At 61.9% G+C, this 19,655-nt stretch carries 15 protein-coding genes and 1 tRNA gene; 3 read left to right on the forward strand and 13 right to left on the reverse strand.

The features are described 5' to 3' along the window. Window positions 1–2 precede the first annotated feature (2 nt). The 6 genes from KD146_RS08185 to KD146_RS08210 all read right to left on the reverse strand — a co-directional run bounded on the left by KD146_RS08185 (window position 3) and on the right by KD146_RS08210 (window position 7,866). Window positions 3–1,097, reverse strand: coding sequence for an ABC transporter ATP-binding protein (locus KD146_RS08185; protein WP_212658203.1), 1,095 nt, complete (start codon window positions 1,095–1,097; stop codon window positions 3–5). Continuing rightward, window positions 1,097–1,753 carry an SMC-Scp complex subunit ScpB gene (gene scpB, locus KD146_RS08190; protein ID WP_212658204.1) on the reverse strand — a complete coding sequence of 219 codons (657 nt, stop codon included), beginning with the start codon at window positions 1,751–1,753 and terminating at the stop codon, window positions 1,097–1,099. The genes KD146_RS08185 and scpB overlap by 1 nt, the downstream gene beginning before the upstream one ends. Beyond that, entirely contained in the window at window positions 1,750–2,538 is a 789-nt protein-coding gene (locus tag KD146_RS08195; RefSeq protein ID WP_212658205.1) for a segregation and condensation protein A, read from the reverse strand. Before KD146_RS08195 ends, scpB begins: the two co-directional genes overlap by 4 nt. 87 nt (window positions 2,539–2,625) lie before the next feature. Further along, window positions 2,626–4,797 carry an SPOR domain-containing protein gene (locus KD146_RS08200; protein WP_212658206.1) on the reverse strand — a complete coding sequence of 724 codons (2,172 nt, stop codon included), beginning with the start codon at window positions 4,795–4,797 and terminating at the stop codon, window positions 2,626–2,628. Between the two features lie 99 nt (window positions 4,798–4,896). Continuing rightward, complete coding sequence (gene argS / locus KD146_RS08205) at window positions 4,897–6,642, reverse strand: arginine--tRNA ligase (RefSeq protein ID WP_212658207.1); 1,746 nt, start codon at window positions 6,640–6,642, stop codon at window positions 4,897–4,899. Window positions 6,643–6,672: 30 nt separating this feature from the next. Then, window positions 6,673–7,866, reverse strand: a complete 1,194-nt coding sequence (locus KD146_RS08210; protein ID WP_212658208.1) for a deoxyguanosinetriphosphate triphosphohydrolase — start codon at window positions 7,864–7,866, stop codon at window positions 6,673–6,675. Between the two features lie 99 nt (window positions 7,867–7,965). Here KD146_RS08210 and KD146_RS08215 point away from each other — a divergent pair, with 99 nt between their 5' ends. From KD146_RS08215 to xth, 3 genes are read left to right on the forward strand one after another with little or no spacing between them, the layout of a single operon-like run. Continuing rightward, a complete protein-coding gene (locus KD146_RS08215; protein WP_212658209.1) occupies window positions 7,966–8,316 on the forward strand; it encodes a HesB/IscA family protein in 351 nt (116 codons plus the stop codon). A 51-nt stretch (window positions 8,317–8,367) separates the two neighbouring features. After that, window positions 8,368–9,483 carry a serine hydrolase domain-containing protein gene (locus tag KD146_RS08220; RefSeq protein ID WP_212658210.1) on the forward strand — a complete coding sequence of 372 codons (1,116 nt, stop codon included), beginning with the start codon at window positions 8,368–8,370 and terminating at the stop codon, window positions 9,481–9,483. Window positions 9,484–9,534: 51 nt separating this feature from the next. Beyond that, window positions 9,535–10,314, forward strand: a complete 780-nt coding sequence (gene xth, locus KD146_RS08225; RefSeq protein WP_212658211.1) for an exodeoxyribonuclease III — start codon at window positions 9,535–9,537, stop codon at window positions 10,312–10,314. A gap of 30 nt (window positions 10,315–10,344) precedes the next feature. Here xth and KD146_RS08230 read toward each other — a convergent pair whose 3' ends face one another. The 7 genes from KD146_RS08230 to KD146_RS08260 all read right to left on the reverse strand — a co-directional run bounded on the left by KD146_RS08230 (window position 10,345) and on the right by KD146_RS08260 (window position 19,580). Then, complete coding sequence (locus KD146_RS08230) at window positions 10,345–11,154, reverse strand: tetratricopeptide repeat protein (protein ID WP_212658212.1); 810 nt, start codon at window positions 11,152–11,154, stop codon at window positions 10,345–10,347. Window positions 11,155–11,709: 555 nt separating this feature from the next. After that, the gene (locus tag KD146_RS08235) at window positions 11,710–13,074 is read right to left on the reverse strand and encodes a flavin monoamine oxidase family protein (protein ID WP_249327615.1); all 1,365 of its coding nucleotides are present in this window, start codon (window positions 13,072–13,074) and stop codon (window positions 11,710–11,712) included. Window positions 13,075–13,203: 129 nt separating this feature from the next. Beyond that, on the reverse strand, window positions 13,204–15,960 hold the full coding sequence (locus KD146_RS08240) for a valine--tRNA ligase (RefSeq protein ID WP_212658214.1): 2,757 nt from the start codon (window positions 15,958–15,960) through the stop codon (window positions 13,204–13,206). A gap of 155 nt (window positions 15,961–16,115) precedes the next feature. Further along, complete coding sequence (locus KD146_RS08245; protein WP_212658215.1) at window positions 16,116–17,003, reverse strand: DUF2497 domain-containing protein; 888 nt, start codon at window positions 17,001–17,003, stop codon at window positions 16,116–16,118. A gap of 196 nt (window positions 17,004–17,199) precedes the next feature. Continuing rightward, complete coding sequence (locus KD146_RS08250; RefSeq protein ID WP_212658216.1) at window positions 17,200–18,564, reverse strand: TolC family outer membrane protein; 1,365 nt, start codon at window positions 18,562–18,564, stop codon at window positions 17,200–17,202. 158 nt (window positions 18,565–18,722) lie between these two features. Beyond that, window positions 18,723–19,379, reverse strand: coding sequence for a protein-L-isoaspartate O-methyltransferase family protein (locus tag KD146_RS08255; protein WP_212658217.1), 657 nt, complete (start codon window positions 19,377–19,379; stop codon window positions 18,723–18,725). 127 nt (window positions 19,380–19,506) lie between these two features. After that, a tRNA-Cys gene (locus KD146_RS08260) sits at window positions 19,507–19,580 on the reverse strand. Window positions 19,581–19,655 lie beyond the last annotated feature (75 nt).

Below are 19,655 nucleotides of genomic sequence, written 5' to 3' on the forward strand. Positions count from 1 at the left end.
GTTCAAACGCGGGGAAACACAAGAACGTGTTCCGGGTTAAGGGTCACGAAGACGTCGTGACCGACGGCTAATGCGGCACTGGCGGGCTGGCGAACACCCAATGGGATGTCGAGGCCGGCGACTTTGACTTCGCAGATGTCCTCGCCGATTGCATCGCGCTTGCTGGTGATGCGACCCGGGGTGCCCGGCCCCGACTGGCGAATACGCGCACCTCCGGCGGGCCGGATGGCGATGGTGACATGACTGCCGTCGATCAGGCCGGGCGTGGCGACGTCGCCCAGCGGCGTCTGGACCTGTTCATTTTGCACCACGCACTCAATTTCGCTGAGCGGCGAAAAGAAGCGCGCGGCGCTCAAATCCACCGGATTGCGGTAGATTTCGGCCGCTGTACCGATCTGGGCGATGCGGCCCTGGCGCAGCAGCGCGACGCGGTCGCCCAACACCATGGCCTCTTCGGGATCATGGGTGACGATCAGGCTGGTAACATTGGTTTCGCGCAGAACGGCCAGAGTTTCCTCGCGCACGGTTTCACGCAGTCGGGCGTCCAGGCTGGAGAATGGCTCGTCGAGCAGTAGCACGCCGGGACGCGGGGCGACGCTGCGTGCCAGGGCCAGACGCTGCTGCTGGCCACCTGAAAGCATGTGGGGATAATCTGCTTCACGATCGCCCAGACCGACGCGGCGCAGTGCAGCGCGGGCTTGCCCCAGTGCGGCATCACGCCCCAGGCGGCGCAGGCCAAACAGAACGTTCTGCAGCACCGTCAGGTGCGGAAACAGCGCAAAATCTTGAAACATCAGGCCAACACCACGTCGATCCGCTGGCACGGTGATGCCGGGCGCAGAGACGGTTTCGCCGTTAATGCGGACGGCACCGGCGTGAATTGGCTGGATGCCGGCGGCTACGCGCAGCGCGGTAGACTTGCCGGAGCCCGATTCGCCGAGCAGGCAGACGATCTCGCCGGGGCGCATGGTGAGGCTGAACTGGTTGAGCACCGCCCTGCCCCCAAGGCGGACGTCAACGGCATCAAATTCGAGGGTGGCGGCGAAGCTGACACCAGTGGTGCCGCGCGTTCCCCAGCCTGCAAGTTCTTCAGTCATCAGGCGTTTTCGTCCTCGCCGTCGAGATCGTCGGGGTCCAGTGGATCCTCGTCATCGCGCAGTGCGCCGTCAAAGGGAAGCGGGATCTGCATGGTGGACGGCAAACGCCCCGACAACAGGCCGGCGCCCTTGAGCTCGTCGAGGCCCGGAAGATCGCTCAGGCTTTCGAGCCCGAAGTGATCGAGAAAAGCGTCGGTGGTACCGTAGGTTACCGGGCGCCCGGGGGTCCGGCGCCGGCCGCGCATGCGGATCCAGCCGGCCTCCATCAACAAATCAATGGTGCCCTTGCCCGTGGCGACACCGCGGACCTCCTCGATCTCCGCCCGGGTTGTGGGCTGGTGGTAGGCGATGATGGAGAGGGTTTCGAGCGCGGCGCGGGAAAGCGGGCGGGTTTCGTTTTCCTCACGACGCAGCAGAAACCCAAGATCTTCGGCGGTGCGGAAGGCCCATTTGTCGCCGCGCTGCACCAGATTGACGCCGCGACCGGCATAGCGCTGCTGCAGGGTGATGAGCAGGTTAGCAATGTCGGCGCCTTCCCCCACATAGGCTAACAGACTGTGCACATCGAGCGGCTCAACAGAGGCGAAAAGTACCGCTTCGAGCACGCGTAAATTGCGCTCGTTGACCTGGCTGGGTTCGTCTGGATGGTCGTTCACGTGTCCTCGCCCCGGTGACGTCGGACAAAAAGCGGCCCAAAGGTCTGGGTCTGCCGGATATCGATCTGGCCCTGGCGCACCAGTTCGAGACTGGAAGCAAAGGTCGAGGCGCGAATGGTGGCGCGTTCGGCGGGCGTGGCCAGATAGTCGATCAGATAGGTATCCATCGGCACCCAGTCAAAACTATCACCGATCAGGCGCTGGAGGATATCGCGGGCGTCCTGCAGTGACCAGACCGTGCGCTGGATGGGCGCGTAATCGGTTACCACGCCCTTTTCACGCTGGGTGGAATAGGCCTTGAGCAGATCGTAGAGCGAGGCTTCCCACAGGCTGCGGGTCTTGATCTCGATGGGTTCGGGCATGCCGCGCGCATAGACCTGAAAACCCAGACGGGGACGGTTCATCAACTGGCTGGCAGCGGCACGCATGGCCTCAAGACGCTTGAGACGGAACTGCAGCATGGCGGCGAGCATCTCGCCGGAGGGCTCATCATCAGAAGCGCTTTGCGGCACCATCAGGCGGCTTTTGAGGTAGGCCAGCCAGGCGGCCATCACCAGATAGTCGGCAGCGACCTCAATGCGCTTCTCGCGCACCTTTTCGATGAAGCGCAGATATTGCTTAGCCAGCGCCAGAACAGAGATGGAGGCAAGGTCCACCTTCTGGCGGCGGGCCAGATCGAGCAAGAGGTCAAGCGGCCCCTCATAGCCATCGACATCGACATACATGACGTCGTCATCAGCAGGCGGGGCCGGCGTATCAAACCAGTCGGTCTGGGCGGTGGTCATCAAAGCATGCCGGGCTGCGGAAACATCGCGTCATCCTTGGCCGCTGACCGGGCGAGCGTCAAGCGTGGCAGGGGCGCCGCAACACCCCTAAAGGGTGAAGCAGTCGCCGCCCGCTGCCTTGACGTTGGTGCAGATCATATTGGCCTGTTCAATCGAGTTGGCCGGCACGCGCACGCGGTAGTAGATGCCCTTGACGCCCAGATCTACACGCTGGACTTCCAGATTGGCTCCACCAAACAGCGGGCCATAACGGGTGACCATGTTCTGGGCCGACTGGCGGGCATCGGCTTCGCTGCGCTGCGAGGCCAACTGCACATAGGCGGGCGCCGTGTCTGCCAGAGCGGGAACCTCGGTGGCACCGGGAATGCTCAGGGAAGGTTCAGCCGCCGGAGCAATCGGTGTTGCCTGCACGGCTGTGGCCTGTGTGGCCACCGGCAGGGTCAGGCCGGGAGGACGGATGCGGGGCACGACAGCGGTCTTGCCGGCAATCGGATTGCCCTGGGTATCAACAGCAGGGACGGTCGAGCCGGGTTCAACCGGTGTTACTGTAGCCGCAGGTGCTGTTTCGGCTGGTGTCGGTGTGGCGGGTTCGACATTAGCCAGAAGCTCAGGCGTTGCTGTTTCAGCGCCGGGGACTGCTGGCACATTGGGTCGGTCAACGGGCAGAATGGCACTGCCAGCCACACTATCGTCGCCGCTGACAATGGTGCCATCGGGACGAACCTTGACCGTGCGTACCTTGCGGTTTGCCAGTCCCTCTTCGCTCAAATCGGTCGGTACCGCAGCCACCTGCGTGACCTCGTTGACGTCGGCCTGATCGCGCGAGACCAATTGCTCGTCTGCGCCAGCGGAGACGCCATCCATCTCGTTAAAGACAATGGACTGCGCGCCAGCATCATCCTCGGCTGAAGCGGCAGGCGCCACTTCCTTGACCGGGCTCTCATCAGCCACCAGCAGCGGTGCCGGACCTTCTTCGCGACCGCCCAAACCCAGAACCCAGTACAGGCCAAAGCCAGCGGCCAGAAGCAGTGTGATGGCGACCAACGGCCCAGCGAGGGCGCGCGAAATGCCCGCACCAGCACGCTGCCGCGGAGCAGCTGCATAGGCTTCGGACTCAAATTCTTCAGTTTCGGGGGCGTTGACCCAGCCGACCTTGGCACCCGTGGCTTGCGCGGCTGCAAAAATGGTCTGATCGGCCGCTGACATATCCTGGGCATGGTCAACCGACGGCGTCGGCGTGGCCAGGCTGCGCAATGCCGGACTTGGTACCGGCCTTGCTGGCTTGGCAGCCGGTTCAACCGGCGCAGCGACGGGCGCGACCGCAATGGCCTCCGGCTCGGGTGCCGGGGCTGGATTGGCCTGCGCATCATCTTCGGGCAGATCAAATTCGACCCGCATTGCCCGACCAATCAGGCTTTCGATTTCGTCGATCGGGTCGAGGCCGACAGCATCATCAGCAGACGGCGCCGGTGGCGCAACAACAGCGGGCTCGGCAGATTGTGGCAGCACCTGATGGGCCTGGACCGGCTCGGCCTTGGGCGCTGGTGCGGCAACGGGTGCAGGATTGGCTGCTGGCGCGGTGCGGCCTGCTGAGGAGCCCAGACCGAATACTGGTGGCACCTTGAAGCGATCATTATCGGTGCGCGGTGCGCCGATGCTCTCGCGGCTCTGACCACCCAGGCTGGCGGCGACAGAGGCACTCATCAATGCGGGGCCCGTGCTTGGTGCAGGCGCCGCAGTGGGAACTGCTGGCGCAGGCTCGGCCGGTTGCGGCTGCGGCGCAGGACCGGGATCGGCTGCCAGCTCGGCTGAAATCAGATCGGCAATACTGTCATGTTCGTCAGTGTGCGGCGCCGGGGCCGCCTGCTCGGGTGCGGCAGGCTGGGCTGGAGCATCCTCGACGCCGGTGGCAGGCATATCCTCGGAACGGAAATCGAAGTCGAAGTGGAACGGCACATGTTCGGGCTCAGCAGGTGTCGCGACTGGCTGAGGTGACGATGGCTGATCTGGCGCCACACTGGCGGCATTCCGGGGCTTTGCGGGTTCAGCAGCCGTCGCGGAAAATGAGCGCAGAAACTCTGCCGGCCCCTTGGCTGCAGCCTTGGGGTCGCTATCGCCGGGAATACGCACGGGCATGACGGGAGCGGGCTGAGCCGGCGAACCAGAGACTGGTCCCTGACGGTCATCCTGCGCATCCTGCGCCATCAGCTTTGCGAGTTCCGCGATCAGGTCGTCTGCGGCTTCGGATTGTCCGGCCATTCGCTACGATTTCGCTAGCATAAAGCAGCGCCTCTAGGTTCCTGCAACGGCGCCCAAAGCGGGCTAATTTGCGCGACTCAACACAGTATTACGCCCGAATTATGAAAGCTCCGTCGGTGCGGAGACCCCCAGAATTCCCAACGCGTTGACGATGACCTGACGGACAGCGTCGACCAAGGCGAGTCGGGCTAAAGTCAGCTTTGGGTCGTCAGAGTTAACAAAACGTAACTGCGGGTCATCCTTGCCCTTCGCCCAGAAGCCATGGAACGCCGCAGCCAACTCATGCACGTAGAATGCAATACGGTGCGGTTCATGCGCAATAGCGGCTGCAGTGACAGTGCGCGGCCAGGCGGCGAGCACCCGAACCAGGTCGAGTTCTTCAGGCGTGACAATACGTTCGATCTCGGCAGCGGCGAGCGCTGCGGGTGATGTATCGAGCGCCGGCAGGTCGCGGGTCGCGGTCTTGAAGATCGAATAAGCGCGGGCGTGAGCGTACTGGACGTAGAATACGGGATTGTCCTTGGTCTGCTCTTTTACCAGGGCAAAATCGAAATCCATGGACGCGTCATTGCGCCGATACATCAGCATGAAGCGAGTCGCGTCGGCGCCAACTTCCTCAACCACATCGGCCAGCGTGACCAAATCGCCGGAGCGTTTGGACATCTTGAAGGGTTCGCCGTTCTTGAGCAGGCGCACCAGCTGGCAGATACGAACATCCATATCAGCGGCGTTCAGCGAGACAGCCTTGGTAGCGGCCTGCAGGCGTTTGACATAGCCGGAATGGTCGGCGCCAAGCACATTGATCATGTGGTTGAAGCCGCGCAGGAACTTGTTGCGGTGATAGGCGATGTCGGCGGCAAAATAGGTATAGGAGCCGTCGGACTTGATCAGCGCGCGGTCAGTGTCGTCGCCAAAATCGGTGGCGCGGAACAGCGTCTGCTCGCGATCTTCCCATTCCTCGGGCGTCTTGCCCTTGGGCGCTTCGAGACGCCCTTGATAGATCATGTCCTTTTCACGCAGCCACTGCAGGGTGAGGTCGATATCGCCCCCCTGCCCGTGTAGCTGGCGCTCCGAGAAGAACACGTCGTGATGGATGCCCAGCAGTGCCAGATCTGCCTTGATCAGCTCGAGCATGGCAACAAGCACCCGCTCCCTGACGATGGCCAGCGCTTCGGCTTCGGGCTTGGCCAGCAGGCTGTCGCCAAACTCGACCTTGAGTGCCTCGCCGACGGGCACAAGATAATCACCGGGATAGAGACCGGGCGGGATCTCGATGGTCTCGCCCAGAGCCTCGCGGTAGCGCAGCATGGTAGAACGGGCCAGCGTGTCGATCTGGCTGCCAGCGTCGTTGATGTAATATTCGCGGGTCACCTCATAGCCCGAATAGGCCATGAGCGAGGACAGGGTGTCGCCAAAGACGGCGCCACGGGTGTGGCCCACATGCATGGGCCCGGTCGGATTGGCCGAAACATATTCGATATTGACCGCCGCGCCGCCGCCGAGCGTGGAGCGGCCGTAATCGGCGCCCTGCTGGGAAATGGCGCGCAGCACCTGATGCCAGACCGGCGCATCGAGCCGGAAGTTGATGAAGCCGGGGCCGGCCACCTCAACGCTGGTGACGTCGCTATCGTGCCTGAAGTGATCGACCAGAGCGGTGGCCACTTCGCGCGGGTTCTTGCCCAGCGGCTTGGCCACGACCATGGCCGCATTGGTGGAGAGATCACCATGGGCCGCGTCGCGCGGTGGCTCAACCACGATACGGGCGAGCAGATCGGCACCAATCTCGGGGTAGAGAACATGCATCGCATTGGCGACACGCGCGGAAAACAGAGCGAAAACGTCCATGATAGACCTGACTATTGAAGTGGGCCGGGGTTAACGGAAATCCGGGCGAGCGTCAAACAGCCGGGCATACTCATCGAGCGCATAGGGATCGGTCATGCCGGCAATGAAATCGGCCACCACGCGTGCCAGTGCGGAATCGCTGACAGCAGCCTGCGCCGCAACGCCCCAGCGCCCCGGCATGTCGCGGGTTTCCATATAGTGCGCAAAGATGTCGGAGACGAGTTTTTCGCTCTGACGCACCGACACCATTACCGATTCATGGCGATAGACGCGCTGGAACAGGAATGTCTTGAGACCGGCAACCGCCTTGGCAATGGCGGGCGAGAACGCCACCAGCGTCTTGCCCGCCATGCGCACGTCTTCAGCGGAGGTGACGCCAGCGGTGCGGATATTGGCTGCAGTGGTGCTGATAACATCCTCGATACTGCGGGTGATCAGGCGGCGCTGCACTTCATGGGCCTGCCGCTTGGGGGCCACATCGGGGTAGCGATCGAGCACTTCGTGCACGATGGGGCCGGCAAAGGGCACATCGAGCAGATCGGCCAGAGTGAGCAAGCCGGCGCGCAGTGCATCGTCAATATCATGGGCATTATAGGCGATATCGTCGGCAATCGCGGCGGTCTGGGCTTCAAGCGAGGCAAAGCTGGACAGGCGCAGATCGGCGACGGCGGGAATATCGTCATAGCCGGCGGGCAAACCCTCCTGGGCATATTTGCCAAAGGGTGTGCCATCGGGATTGGTCAGCGGACCATTGTGCTTGAGGATGCCCTCGAGCGTCTCCCAGGTGAGGTTGAGCCCGTCATGCTCGGCATAGCGGTTCTCCAACCGGGTGACGACGCGCATGGCCTGGATATTGTGATCAAAGCCACCATAGGGCGCCATGGTGGCGTGTAGAGCGCGCTCGCCGGCATGGCCGAAAGGGGTGTGGCCCAGGTCGTGCGACAGGGCAATGGCTTCGGCGAGGTCTTCATTGAGATGCAGCGCCCGGGCCATGGAGCGCGCCATCTGGCTGACCTCAAGCGTGTGGGTCAGCCGATTGCGGAAATGATTGCCATCATGCTCGAAAAAGACCTGGGTCTTGTGCTGCAGCCGCCGGAACGCGGTGGAATGGATGATGCGGTCGCGATCGCGCTGAAACTCGCTGCGGGTCGGGCTGGGACCAGCGCCATCAATGCGACCCAAAGAAAGTTCAGGTTTGGAAGCGTAAGCAGCAGTATCGCTCATCAGTGATGGTCGCCCAATCTTTTGGCCCTTTTCATTCCGGTGCAGAGTTCCTATTTTAGCGTGACCGTTATGACATTACGAAACGGCACGGAACTGATTATGACCGAAACCGCTCTTGCTCCCACCCAAGTCGTCCTGACCGACAGCGCCGCCAAGCGCGTGTCGCGCATCCTGTCCAAGGAAGCCGAAGGGACGGTGCTGCGCATTTCGGTGGCCGGCGGCGGATGCTCCGGATTCCAGTATGAATACAATCTCGTACAGGAAAAGCCCGGAAGCGACGACACCGTTCTGCAAAAGGGCGACGCGGTGGTGCTGATCGATTCCATGAGCCTGGAATTCATGGGCGGTTCGGAGATCGATTTCGTCGATGATCTGATTGGCCAGGCGTTCCAGATCCGCAACCCCAATGCGGTGGCATCCTGCGGCTGCGGGACCAGTTTCGCGGTCTAGCCTTTGGCCGCGCGAAGCGGCTAAGCTCCCGTCAAAGCGGGAGGAAATTTGATGAAGCTTGAGCAGGCGCTGGACGCGGTGGTCGATACGGCCATCAGCGAGAAACGCATTGTCGGCAGCGTCCTGCTGGTGCGCAAGGATGGCCGCCCGCTCTACGAAAAGGCGCATGGTCTGGCCGATCGCGAGGCCGGACGCGCCATGTCGCGCGACACGATCTTTCGCCTGTCATCGGTGACCAAGCCCATCGTCGCCGCGACCATTCTGGCGCTGATGGAAGCGGGCAAGATCCGGCTTGATGACGCGGTGACGGTCTATCTGCCCGATTTCAAGCCGGCGCTGGCCGATGGCAGCGTACCGGAGATCACCATCCACCATTTGCTGACGCACAGCGCCGGACTGGCCAGCGGGCCGCTGTTGACGCCGGCGGAAACAGCTGCGGGGGTCAATCGCTGGCACCTGGGGCGCGAAACAATCGTGGCGCGGCTTGCGGCGCAGGAGCTGTTGTTTGCGCCGGGCACGGGGTGGGCCTATGGGCCCTCGATCGACGTGCTGGGCGTGATCGCGGGGCAATTGGTGGGCGGCACGCTCGAAGACGCCATCACCCGGTACGTAACCGGCCCGTTACAAATGGACGACACGCGGTTTGGCGTGCGCGACACAAGCCGGCTGGCGGCGGCCTATGCCGATGGGACAGAGGGCGCGGTGCTGATGGGCGATCCGCATAGCGTTGCCAATAATTGGGGCGGGGTGACCACCTATGATCCGGGGCGGATTTTCGACGCGCAGGCGTTTCAATCGGGGGGTGGTGGCGCTGCCGGTACGGGCCCTGATTTCATGAGGCTGCTGGAATGCCTGCGCAGCGGCGGCGGGCCGATCCTGCAGCGCGATACCGTCGCCATGGGCATGGCCAACCAGACCCCGCAACTGACGCATGCGGTGAGCCCGGGGCTGCAGTTCAGCTATTTCGGGGCCTGGGTTGCCGACGCCAGGGCGGCGGGGCTGCCCGTGGCGCCCGGCACCAATCGCTGGGGCGGGATATACGGGCACCACTGGTTCGTTGATCAGGCCAATGGGCTCAGCGTGGTGTCGATGAGCAATACCGGGCTGGAGGGCAGCGACGGGGCCTATCGGGATGCAGTGTATGACGCGATTTATGGTGCGCTCTAGTGTTGCCCCCTGCCCGTTGGAGGGCTAGTTTTCAGGCAACGGAGACTTCTCATGCGCATCGCTACCTGGAACATTAACGGCATCAAGGCCCGACTCGAATTGCTGGTCACCTGGCTGAGCCAGGAAAAGCCGGACATCGTGGTGTTGCAGGAGATAAAATCGGTCGATGAGGGCTTCCCGCGCGCCGAGATCGAGGCGCTGGGCTACAATGTCGAAACCCATGGCCAGAAGAGCTGGAATGGCGTGGCCATCCTGTCGCTGCTGCCGTTTGACGAGGTCACGCGTGGCCTGCCGGGCGATGACAGCGACGAGCAGGCGCGGCTGATCGAAGGCGTGTTTTCGGTCGAAAGCGGTGCGATCCGCGTGTGCGGCATCTATCTGCCGAACGGCAATCCGGTCGAGAGCGAGAAATTCCCCTACAAGCTGGCGTGGATGCGCCGGCTTGAGGCCTATGTGGCTGAGCGCCTGCTGCTCGAAGAACCATTCATCCTGCTGGGCGATTTCAACCTGATCCCGGCGCCGATTGACGCGCATGATCCCAAGGCGTGGTGGGGCGATGCACTGTATCGCCCCGAAAGCCTGGAGCGGTTCCGGACGCTGTCCAATATGGGCATGACCGACGCGCTGCGGGCCACCACATCTGAGGAAGCCTATACGTTCTGGGACTTTCAGGCTGGGGCGTGGCGGCGCAATGCGGGCATCCGCATCGACCATCTGATGCTCTCGCCACAGGCGGCAGACCGGCTTGATGATGTACGGGTGCACAAGGATGTGCGCGGCTGGGAAAAACCCAGCGATCACGTCCCTGTCGAAGGCCAGTTCAGCTTCTGATCAAACCCGAGGCCTGGCGCCGCGGGCGGCTCAGAAACCAGCAAATTGCGGGGCGATGGACTGAGCCAGAGCATTGGCTTCGGCCTGTTCATCAGCGGTCGAGAGCGAAATGGCGTGGTTGAGCTTTTCATCCACCCAGCCTGCATCGGCCGTGCCGCTGCAGCGCTGGTGGGAAATGGTCAGCCACATCAGGCCTTCCACCGGCTGGGCTTCGATGCCCTCAACGCCATTGAACAGCAAATCGCCGAGCTGGGCCTGGGCAGGGCAATGCCCCTTGCGGGCCGCCAGTGAGAACCAGCGCGCGCTTTGCAACGGATTCACGCCCATTTCCTCTTCCTGCATGTAAAGCAGGCCGACGCGATACTGCGCATCGGCATCGCCGAAATAGCTGGCGGCGTGCAGCAAGAGCGCGTGGGAGCGATTGGCGTCGGCGGGAATGCCAGCGTCTGGCAGACCCTGCTTGTAGTAATCGCCAACCTTGACGAAAGAGCGCGCGACGATATCGGCTTCAACGCCCTTGGGCGCGGCATCGGCGTGCTGATTGGCGATCTGGGCGAAATAACCAAATGCCTTGACCGGATCGCGGGCAACGCCTTCGCCATTTTCATACATGGTGCCGAGCTGCCACATGGCCATGGGCTGGCCGGCATCAGCGGCATTCTGCAGGGCCGCGATCAACTCGCCGCTGGACACACCGCCACCTGCCCCATCGAGCATGTTGGCCATGTTCAGCGCAGCATCGGCCGCGGTTTGTGCGTGCACGGGCAGGATTGAGGCCGAGAAGGCCAAAACGGCTGCAATCGTCACGGAAATCAGGGATTTTTCCCTAATGGCCCGCATCGTACTCCTTTTGCCCACACCGAAGCGGGCTGCGTTCTTCTCGCGAACCCGGACATCCGGGCGCTGTTGTGGGGTGTCGAGCCTAACGGCCAAAGCTGGGTGGATCGACTGGCGTACCCGCGTGACGCTGCGCGGGGAAAGCGCTGTTAGGAAACTGTTAAACTTCGTTTGTGACCGCATTGAAGCCGCGCCCATCACAAGGATGGAATTGGCATCATCTGCATAGGGCATTGGTGTCAGCTGCGCGGCAGCTATAGCGTTGGTCACGTCGAAGTCTAACCTCCCACTGTATGCCAAACCGCTGGCAAAACTGCGTTTTCACGCGATCACCGGCAATTGTGCCAAATCTCTTGAACCTGACGGGGCGGTAACAATGCGTGCGCAGACACTGTCTTGCGCGCGATTGGCCATCCGCCCCAGATGTCCAAGCCAAGCTTGTTTAGGGTGAGATTGTGGCGACAAACATCGCCAAATGGTTGCGAGTTGGCCTGATAATTTCGATTCAGACCCGCTGTTGCTGAATCGTCACATAGCGCGGCCCGTCAGTGATTCCGCTCAGGCGTCGATCTCCAGCAATCGAGCCGCGGCACGGCGACCCGATAGCAGCGCGCCATGAACCGTGGCGTGATAAGCGAAATCGGTATGTTCGCCGGCAAAGAACAGGGTTTGGGATACGGGCGTCTTGAAGGATTCGAAATCTTCGGGCGTGCTGCCAAAGCCGGCATAGCTATAGGCGCCAAGGGCATGCGGATCGGTGGACCAATGGGTGGCAATGTGGGCGACGGGTTCGGGGATGGTCTCCCCAAAGACCTCACGCAGCACGTCCATGGCGTCCGCCACCATTTCGGCATCGGTCATGGCATCGGCGGCAAAGGCGTAATTGCCGAAGCTGAGCGGCAACAGGATGTTCTGGTCTGAAAAGGTGCGGTAGTTCAGGATATAGGGCCAACGCCCCTTCACCTCGTTGAGAACGCCGAAATACTGGACATCTGTCGGCCAGAACGGCTCGGCAAATTGCAGGGCCAGCTTGGTGACGGTTCCCATGGGCATACGCTCAATGGCCTGCGCAAGCCTCTTGGGCAGGGGCGGATCAAAGGCAATGGCAACCGCCTTGAGCACACCAAGCGGCGCGGTACAGATGACGTAATCAGCCTCGTAGGCGGTGTCGCCGACATAGACCGTTGCGCCATCATCTTCTTCATAGGCCACGGCGCGAACAGCAGCATTTAGGGCTATGTCAAAGCCGGTGCTGAGTGGGGCAAGGATCGAGTCATAGCCGCTGAGCGGAATGACATCCTCGCCGTCAAAATTCTCATCAGCCGAGAAGTAGAAGGCAGATAGCTGCTCGACCGGGCCGCCGGCGTCAAATTCAATGGCCGCGGTGACGTACCAGCGGAACACCGGATCTTCGAGCAGGCCCGGCGACACACGATCAAGGGCCTGGGCCAGCGTGGTGTCATCGTCAAGATCGTCCTCGATCAGGGCGGCCGCGTGTTCGGCGCGTGCATCAAGCCCATCGATATGTTCATCGCCGACATCGTCGCCCTGCGCGGTATAGACCTCCAGGGAGTCATCATCGGTTACAAAGGTGGTGCCATCGACATCGGCCAGCAACTGGCTGACCGGATTGCCATCGGGGCCGTGTATCCAGCCGGCACCCCATTCGAAGGGCGCGCCCAGTTGCCAATCGGTGTGGATGCGGCCGCCAATGCGGTCGCGCGCCTCAAGCACGAGAACATCATAGCCCTGGGCCATCAGCTCGTGCGCCGCCGCCAGACCCGCCATGCCGGCCCCGATGACGATGATGTCGTAATCGGTCCTTGCAGGCGCGCTCTGCGCCATAGCCCGTATTGGGGCCGTGCCCGCCATGCCTGCCGCGGCGGCAATGCGCATGAAGCTTCGGCGGCTGACATCGTTCATATGGCTCTCCCCCATTGCCCCATAGTTTCGGGCTGGCGGCTGGACCGCAAGCAAAACCGCGAAAAATGGCAACGGCCAGCCCCTTTCCTGGGGGCTGGCCGTCCGTGCATTGCACTGGTGATCGGGTGCCTAGCTGAGGCGCTTGAGTGCCTCGGCAATGTGGTGACGCCGCTCTATGGCGGCTTCACGCCGGGCCTTTTGCTCCTCGATCACCTCTTCGGGCGCCTTGGCGACAAACTGCTCATTGCCCAGTTTCTTGTCGATCTGGGCGACTTCGCCATCGAGCTTGGTCACTTCCTTGGACAGGCGGGCCTTCTCGGTGGGGATGTCGATGAACTCGGCCAGGGGCAGTGCCCAGGTGGCTTCGCCAACCACGAACTGCGCCGATTCGCCGGGCACATCAGACTTTGGCGTGATCTCTTCGAGGCGTGCCAGACGGGTGATCAGCGAGGTGCCAGCCACGAGGCGACGCAGGGTCGTCTCATTGGCACCCACCACCACAAGCGGCAGCTTGGCGCTGGCGGGCACGTTCATCTCGCTGCGCACCGAACGGACATTGGTGATAACATCGATCAGCCAGGTCAGATCGGCATCGGCTTCGGCATCTTCCAAGCCAGCCAGATCAGGCCACTGGGTCAGGATCAGCATGGATTCACGCGGTGCACCGAACTTGCCCGTTTCAGCCCAGAGCTCTTCGGTGACGAAGGGCATGAATGGGTGCAGGATGGTCAGAATCTGATCGAGCGCCCAGGCTGCCGTGGCGCGGGTTTCAGCCTTGGCCGCTTCGTCCTCGCCCATGAAGACGGGCTTGGCGAACTCGACATACCAATCGCAGAAGGTGCCCCAGACAAAGTCATAGGCCGCATTGGCGGCTTCGTTGAACTTGTAGTCTACAATGCCCTGGGTGACGGCGGCGGCACCGCGCGCAGTGGCCCCGACGATCCAGCGATTGAGTGGCAGCTTGTTGGCCCTGGGATCATACCCCTCGACGCGACGGCATTCGTTCATCTCCAGGAAGCGCGCCGCGTTCCAGATCTTGGTGACGAAGTTGCGGTAACCCTCGACCCGGCTCATGGAGAGCTTGAGATCGCGGCCCTGCGCAGCCATGGCCGCGAGGGTGAAGCGCGTGGCATCGGCACCATACTGATCGATCAGCGCCAGGGGATCGATAACGTTCCCCTTGGTCTTGCTCATCTTCTGGCCCTTTTCGTCACGGACCAGGGCATGCATGTAAACGGTGTGGAAGGGCTCTTCATCGAGGAATTCGAGGCCCATCATCATCATGCGGGCGACCCAGAAGAAGATGATGTCAAAGCCGGTGACCAGCACGTCGGTGGGATAATAACGGCGCAGTTCGGCCGTATCATCGGGCCAGCCCAGGGTCGAGAACGGCCACAGCGCCGAGGAGAACCAGGTGTCGAGAACGTCTTCATCGCGGCGCAGTTCAACCGGCTTGCCGTAATGAGCGTCGGCCAGAGCCTGTGCTTCTTCGGCCGAGGAGGCGACGAACGCTTCCTGATCGGGGCCATACCAGGCCGGGATCTGGTGACCCCACCACAGCTGGCGCGAAATGCACCATGGCTTGATGTTTTCGAGCCAGGCGAAATAGGTGTTTTCATACTGCTGGGGCACGAACTTGGTGCGACCCTCGCGTACAGCCGCCAAAGCTGGCTTAGCCAGCACGTCGGCCTTGACCCACCACTGGTCGGTCAGGAAGGGCTCGATGACGACCAGCTTGGTCTTCTCGTCATGCGGCACCATGATCTTCTTGGCTTCGATATGATCAAGGCCGCGGGTCTCATTGTCCTCAGCCAGTGCGCTCAGATCATCGACGATCGCCTTGCGTGCTGCGAAGCGCTCAAGCCCGCGGTATTTTTCGGGCACGAATTCGGCATCAATAATGTTGCCGGCTGTGGTGAAGACGTTGATCTGTTCAAGATCATTGCGAACACCAACCTCGAAATCGTTGAAATCGTGGGCCGGGGTGATCTTGACCGCACCGGTGCCCAGTTCGGGATCGGCATATTCATCGGCGACGATGGGAATACGGCGGCCAACCAGCGGCAGATCGACAAACTTGCCGACCAGGGCGGCGTAGCGCTCGTCTTCAGGGTGCACGGCAATGCCGCTATCGCCCAGCATGGTCTCGGGACGGGTGGTGGCCACGATGATGTAATCGCGGGTTTCGTGCCCGGTGACATTGCCCTCTTCGTCCACGGTCGGGAACTGGTAGGTTACGCCATCGGCCAGCGGATAGCGCAGGTGCCACATATGGCCCTTGATCTCGATGTTCTCGACTTCAAGATCGGAAATGGCCGTCTCCAGACCAGGATGCCAGTTGACCAGACGCTTGGCGCGATAGATCAGGCCACGGCTGTGCAGCTCGACAAACACCTTGGTGACGGCGCGGACCATCTGATCGTCCGGCGCGCCGTTTTCACCCATGGTGAAGCGTTCACGCGAAAAGTCAGCCGAAGCGCCCAAGCGCTTGAGCTGGTTCATGATCGTGCCGCCGCTCTCGGACTTCCACTCCCAGACGCGCTCGACGAATTTCTCGCGGCCCATCTCGCGGCGGCCGGGCTGCTGACGCTCCATCAGCTGGCGCTCGACGATCATCTGGGTGGCGATGCCGGCATGGTCGGTGCCGGGCTGCCAGAGCACGTCCTTTTTGAGCATGCGATTGAAGCGGACCAGAATGTCCTGAATGGTGTTGTTGAGCGCGTGCCCGATATGCAGCGAGCCGGTCACATTGGGTGGCGGGATGACAATGGTGAAGGTCTCGGCACCGGGCGCGGCCCCTGCCCCGGCAGCAAAGGCATCGGCCTTCAGCCAGTCGGCATAGACGCGGTTTTCGACCGCGCCGGGCTCATAGGACTTTTCAAGCATTGGTCACTCGCAACAGCAGCAACCCGCCAAGCGGCGCTTCTCATTGGAGAAAGACCTGACGGGTCGGACAAAAGGTTGGGCTGACTTCAAGCAAATGCGCGATGCGGGGTCAACCGTATCGCGCATGCAGGACCCTCAGAGATGTCTTTGACAGGCTATTCGCCGCGCGAAACGCGGGCGATTTCCTTTTCCACCATGCGCTCGACAACGGCGGGCAGATTTTCATCCAGCCATTCCTTGAGCATGGGGCGCAGCATGTCGCGCATCAGGGATTCGATGGTGGCGCCGGCATTGCCCAGCCCCAGACCATTGAGCTTGGTCATCGAGCTGCGCACGGCAGCCTGAGTGGTGGGCTCGAGCAGCTGGCTGGCCATGTCGCTGGAAAGCGTGGCATCCGGCATAGGCGCGGCCTGGGCGATCGATGGTTGGGGGGCCGGTGCTTCGCTGGCCATTTCGGGCTCAGGATTGAAGGACGGCATGTCCAGATCGGCTGCGGCCTCGGGCTCTGGATTGAACGCGGGAATATCGAATTCTTCCTCGGCAACAGGCTCAGGCGCTGGCTTTGGAGCCGGCTTGGGCGCAGGCGCGGCGACCACTTCGGCAGCGGGCTTTGGCGGTGGCTCGGGGGGATCGAACGATGGCAGATCGTCGTCATCATCCTCGGCAGCAGGTGCAAAGCTGATGTCTTCCGGGTCAACAAGACCGGGAGCACCAGCCGCTTCGGGTTCGCTTTCTTCATCGACCGGGGTATCGGCCAGGATCGAATCGAAACTGAAGCCGGCGATATCGTCCTCTGCTTCGGCTTCATCGACTATCTGGGTGGCGCTGAGGGTCAACGGCTCGATATCGTCGAGCATGTCGCTGAGGTCACGGTCGTCGGCGCCTGCGGCTGCCGGACTGGCCGGTGCGGCCTCCATGGGATCCTCGGCCGCCTGAATGGAAGGTCGGCGCGGCACCCCCGCTGCATCATCATCCGCTATGATCTGCCGAATGGACGACAGAATCTCGTCCATCGAGGGTTCTTTGTGTGCCGGCTTGTTCATAGGTGCCTCTTACTCATGCGCTCGAACCGGAAAAATTAGGCCTCCGCCAACGCGGCCGAATCCTGATTCGTGAACAACACCTTAGACCGGACTGCAAAAATTAGGAATCATCACGGCGACCATACAAGTGGTCTTCCACTAAAACTTGTGGCCGGGCAGAGCCCGGCCACCAAGGATGGACGCCAATGTGGGTGCGTTACTCGGAAACACTGCGCAGTTCGGCCCAGACATCGTCGACAGCCTGGGTGTAGCGCACGGCCGACTTGATCTCGACATTGAGCCCGAGATCAGCGGCGGTCAGGTGGCCCATGGCCGCCAGCAGCGAGAAGGTGGCGATGACCTTGTTGGATGAGGCGTTGATCAGGGTTTCGCGGGCGCTGGTCAGTTCGGCCTGCGCATTGAGCACGTCGAGCGTGGTACGGGTGCCCAGATCGCGTTCCTGAATGACGCCATCGACCACAGTGCGACCAGCGGAAACCGCGGCATTGGCGGCCTGGATCTGCGCATCGGCACTCTGGATGCCGGCCCAGGCCGAGATCACCGCCTCGCGGATCTTGTCATAGGCGGACATGGCGTCCACTTCGGACTTGATCTGCTCGATATTGGCCTTGCGCACGCTGGCGCCAATGGAGCCACCAGCATAGATCGGCACGGTGATCTGGAAGCCAATGGTGCCACTGATGCCGTCCGTCGCGCCCTTGGTGGGACCGGTTGCCTTGGTGCCGACGGAGCCATTGATGGTGGCCTTGGGGCCAAAGGCAGCCTGTGCCCCATCGCTGGTGGCCTGCGCGGCGCGGATGGCGGCCTTGGCCATCATGATGGCCGGATGACCGACTTCGGCCTCGGCAATCGCGGTGGGCAGGCTGTTGGGGATCAGGCGGGCGAAATTGTGCGAAGCGTCGAGGTTCTGCGGCGCCACACCAACATAACGCTGGAATGTCGCCTGGCTGACTTCGAGGCTGTTGACGGCGGCACGATAGGCGGCATCGCCCTGTGCGAGGCGGGCTTCGGCCTGGGCGACATCGATCCGGGTGCCTTCGCCAACATCAAGGCGATCGCGCGAGGACTGCAGCTGGGCAGAGTAGAAATTGCGGTTTTCCTGGCGCAGGGCGACCAGCTGGCGACCGCTATAGACAGCCATATAGGCCTGGATGACTTCGAGCAGAACTGTCTGCTCGGTGCTGCGGATCTGATATTCGGCAGCATCGGCACCGGCGCGCGCCGCTTCGATCTTGGCTTCGGTCTGATAGTTGTCGAAAATGGTCTGGTTGTAGGACAGGCCAGTTGTCAGCGAGGTACCATCATTGAAGTTATCATTGATGATGCTCCAATTGTAATTGCCGCTGATGGAAGCCCCGATGGTGGGACGCTTGGCTGACTCGGCCAGTGCGATGTTTTCCGCGCTCGCCTTGGCATTGAGCAAGGCTGCCTTGAGGTCCGGCGCATGATCATAGGCGGCGGTCAACGCCTGCGCGATTGATTGTGCCTGTGCACCACCAACCGCAAACGCACTCACAGCCAAAGCCAGCACACTTGCGACCAATTTCCCGCGAAAACTCATGGCCCGCCTCTCCAATAACCCTCAAACTTTATGCATCGCAGGTGGGGTTCACAACCTGCTACGGCAATCCCTACCGAAGTTTAATGTGCGAAAGCTCGCGCATAGTGCCTGAGTGGCAACAGCGTGATTGTCTCACGCATCAATAGAGAAACTGTGTACTAAAAGACGAATTCGACATCAGGCTGGGCCTGATCGAGCAGTGGCAGCGTGGCGTTGAACTCACCGCGCGCGGTGATGGACTTGCCGGATTTCACAAACACATTGGCTACGGCGACGCCGCCCGTGCGGATCAGCGCAATCAGGCGACCGCCATCATTGAGCGCCGCCAGCATGGCGTCTGGCACGCTGTCGAGCGCCCCCTGCACAACGATGACATCGAACTTGCCGCGGCCGATCCAGGAGATATCGCCAGCAATGATGGTGGCATTGTCGATCCCGAGTTCCTCAAGATTGCGGCTGGCGATCTTGGCCAGCTCGGCATTGGCTTCCAGACCGGTCACTGATGCGGCCAGCCCTGCCATGACGGCGGTGCCATAGCCGGTGCCGGCGCCGATATCGAGCACGGCATCGTCATCGGACAGCTCTGCGAGCTGCAGCAGCTTGGCGAGCGTGGCCGGCGCCATCATGAAACGGCGCTCGGGTCCCTGCCCCAGCCAGTGAATATCGTCGATATAGGCAACAGACTGACGATCGGCAGGCACGAAGCGCTCGCGGGGCAGCTTGCCCATCTCGGCCAGAAGCGCCCATTCGGTCACACCACTGGTGCGCAACTGGTTGTCGACCATCCTTGCGCGCAACTGCTCAAACTGTGTCATCAATGTCGTCCGTCCATGCCGCGTCATATGCTGGACGTGAATATCCCCACCCCTGCACTCTTGGCAAGGCGCGATGGTGCGGCGCGACAAAATGAGCGGCGCATGGGTGCTATGTGCTGGGGAAAACTGGAGGCCACGTCCGGAATTGAACCGGAGTACGCGGATTTGCAATCCGCTGCGTAACCACTCCGCCACGTGGCCTCACGAAGGCTGTACCTATTGGACAGCAACTCCTTATGCAAGACCCCAGCTAACGGAGGATGAATTTTCTGAAAC

It is taken from the genome of Devosia litorisediminis (assembly GCF_018334155.1).
Classification (GTDB): domain Bacteria; phylum Pseudomonadota; class Alphaproteobacteria; order Rhizobiales; family Devosiaceae; genus Devosia; species Devosia litorisediminis.

Coding starts and splice junctions, on each gene's coding strand:
- KD146_RS08250 (WP_212658216.1), bottom strand. CDS start 18,564: ATGAGTTTTCGCGGGAAATTGGTCGCAAGTGTGCTGGCTTTGGCTGTG.
- KD146_RS08240 (WP_212658214.1), bottom strand. CDS start 15,960: ATGCTTGAAAAGTCCTATGAGCCCGGCGCGGTCGAAAACCGCGTCTAT.
- KD146_RS08215 (WP_212658209.1), top strand. CDS start 7,966: ATGACCGAAACCGCTCTTGCTCCCACCCAAGTCGTCCTGACCGACAGC.
- KD146_RS08200 (WP_212658206.1), bottom strand. CDS start 4,797: ATGGCCGGACAATCCGAAGCCGCAGACGACCTGATCGCGGAACTCGCA.
- KD146_RS08220 (WP_212658210.1), top strand. CDS start 8,368: ATGAAGCTTGAGCAGGCGCTGGACGCGGTGGTCGATACGGCCATCAGC.
- KD146_RS08185 (WP_212658203.1), bottom strand. CDS start 1,097: ATGACTGAAGAACTTGCAGGCTGGGGAACGCGCGGCACCACTGGTGTC.
- KD146_RS08195 (WP_212658205.1), bottom strand. CDS start 2,538: ATGACCACCGCCCAGACCGACTGGTTTGATACGCCGGCCCCGCCTGCT.
- argS (WP_212658207.1), bottom strand. CDS start 6,642: ATGGACGTTTTCGCTCTGTTTTCCGCGCGTGTCGCCAATGCGATGCAT.
- KD146_RS08235 (WP_249327615.1), bottom strand. CDS start 13,074: ATGAACGATGTCAGCCGCCGAAGCTTCATGCGCATTGCCGCCGCGGCA.
- KD146_RS08230 (WP_212658212.1), bottom strand. CDS start 11,154: ATGCGGGCCATTAGGGAAAAATCCCTGATTTCCGTGACGATTGCAGCC.
- KD146_RS08210 (WP_212658208.1), bottom strand. CDS start 7,866: ATGAGCGATACTGCTGCTTACGCTTCCAAACCTGAACTTTCTTTGGGT.
- xth (WP_212658211.1), top strand. CDS start 9,535: ATGCGCATCGCTACCTGGAACATTAACGGCATCAAGGCCCGACTCGAA.
- KD146_RS08245 (WP_212658215.1), bottom strand. CDS start 17,003: ATGAACAAGCCGGCACACAAAGAACCCTCGATGGACGAGATTCTGTCG.
- KD146_RS08255 (WP_212658217.1), bottom strand. CDS start 19,379: ATGACACAGTTTGAGCAGTTGCGCGCAAGGATGGTCGACAACCAGTTG.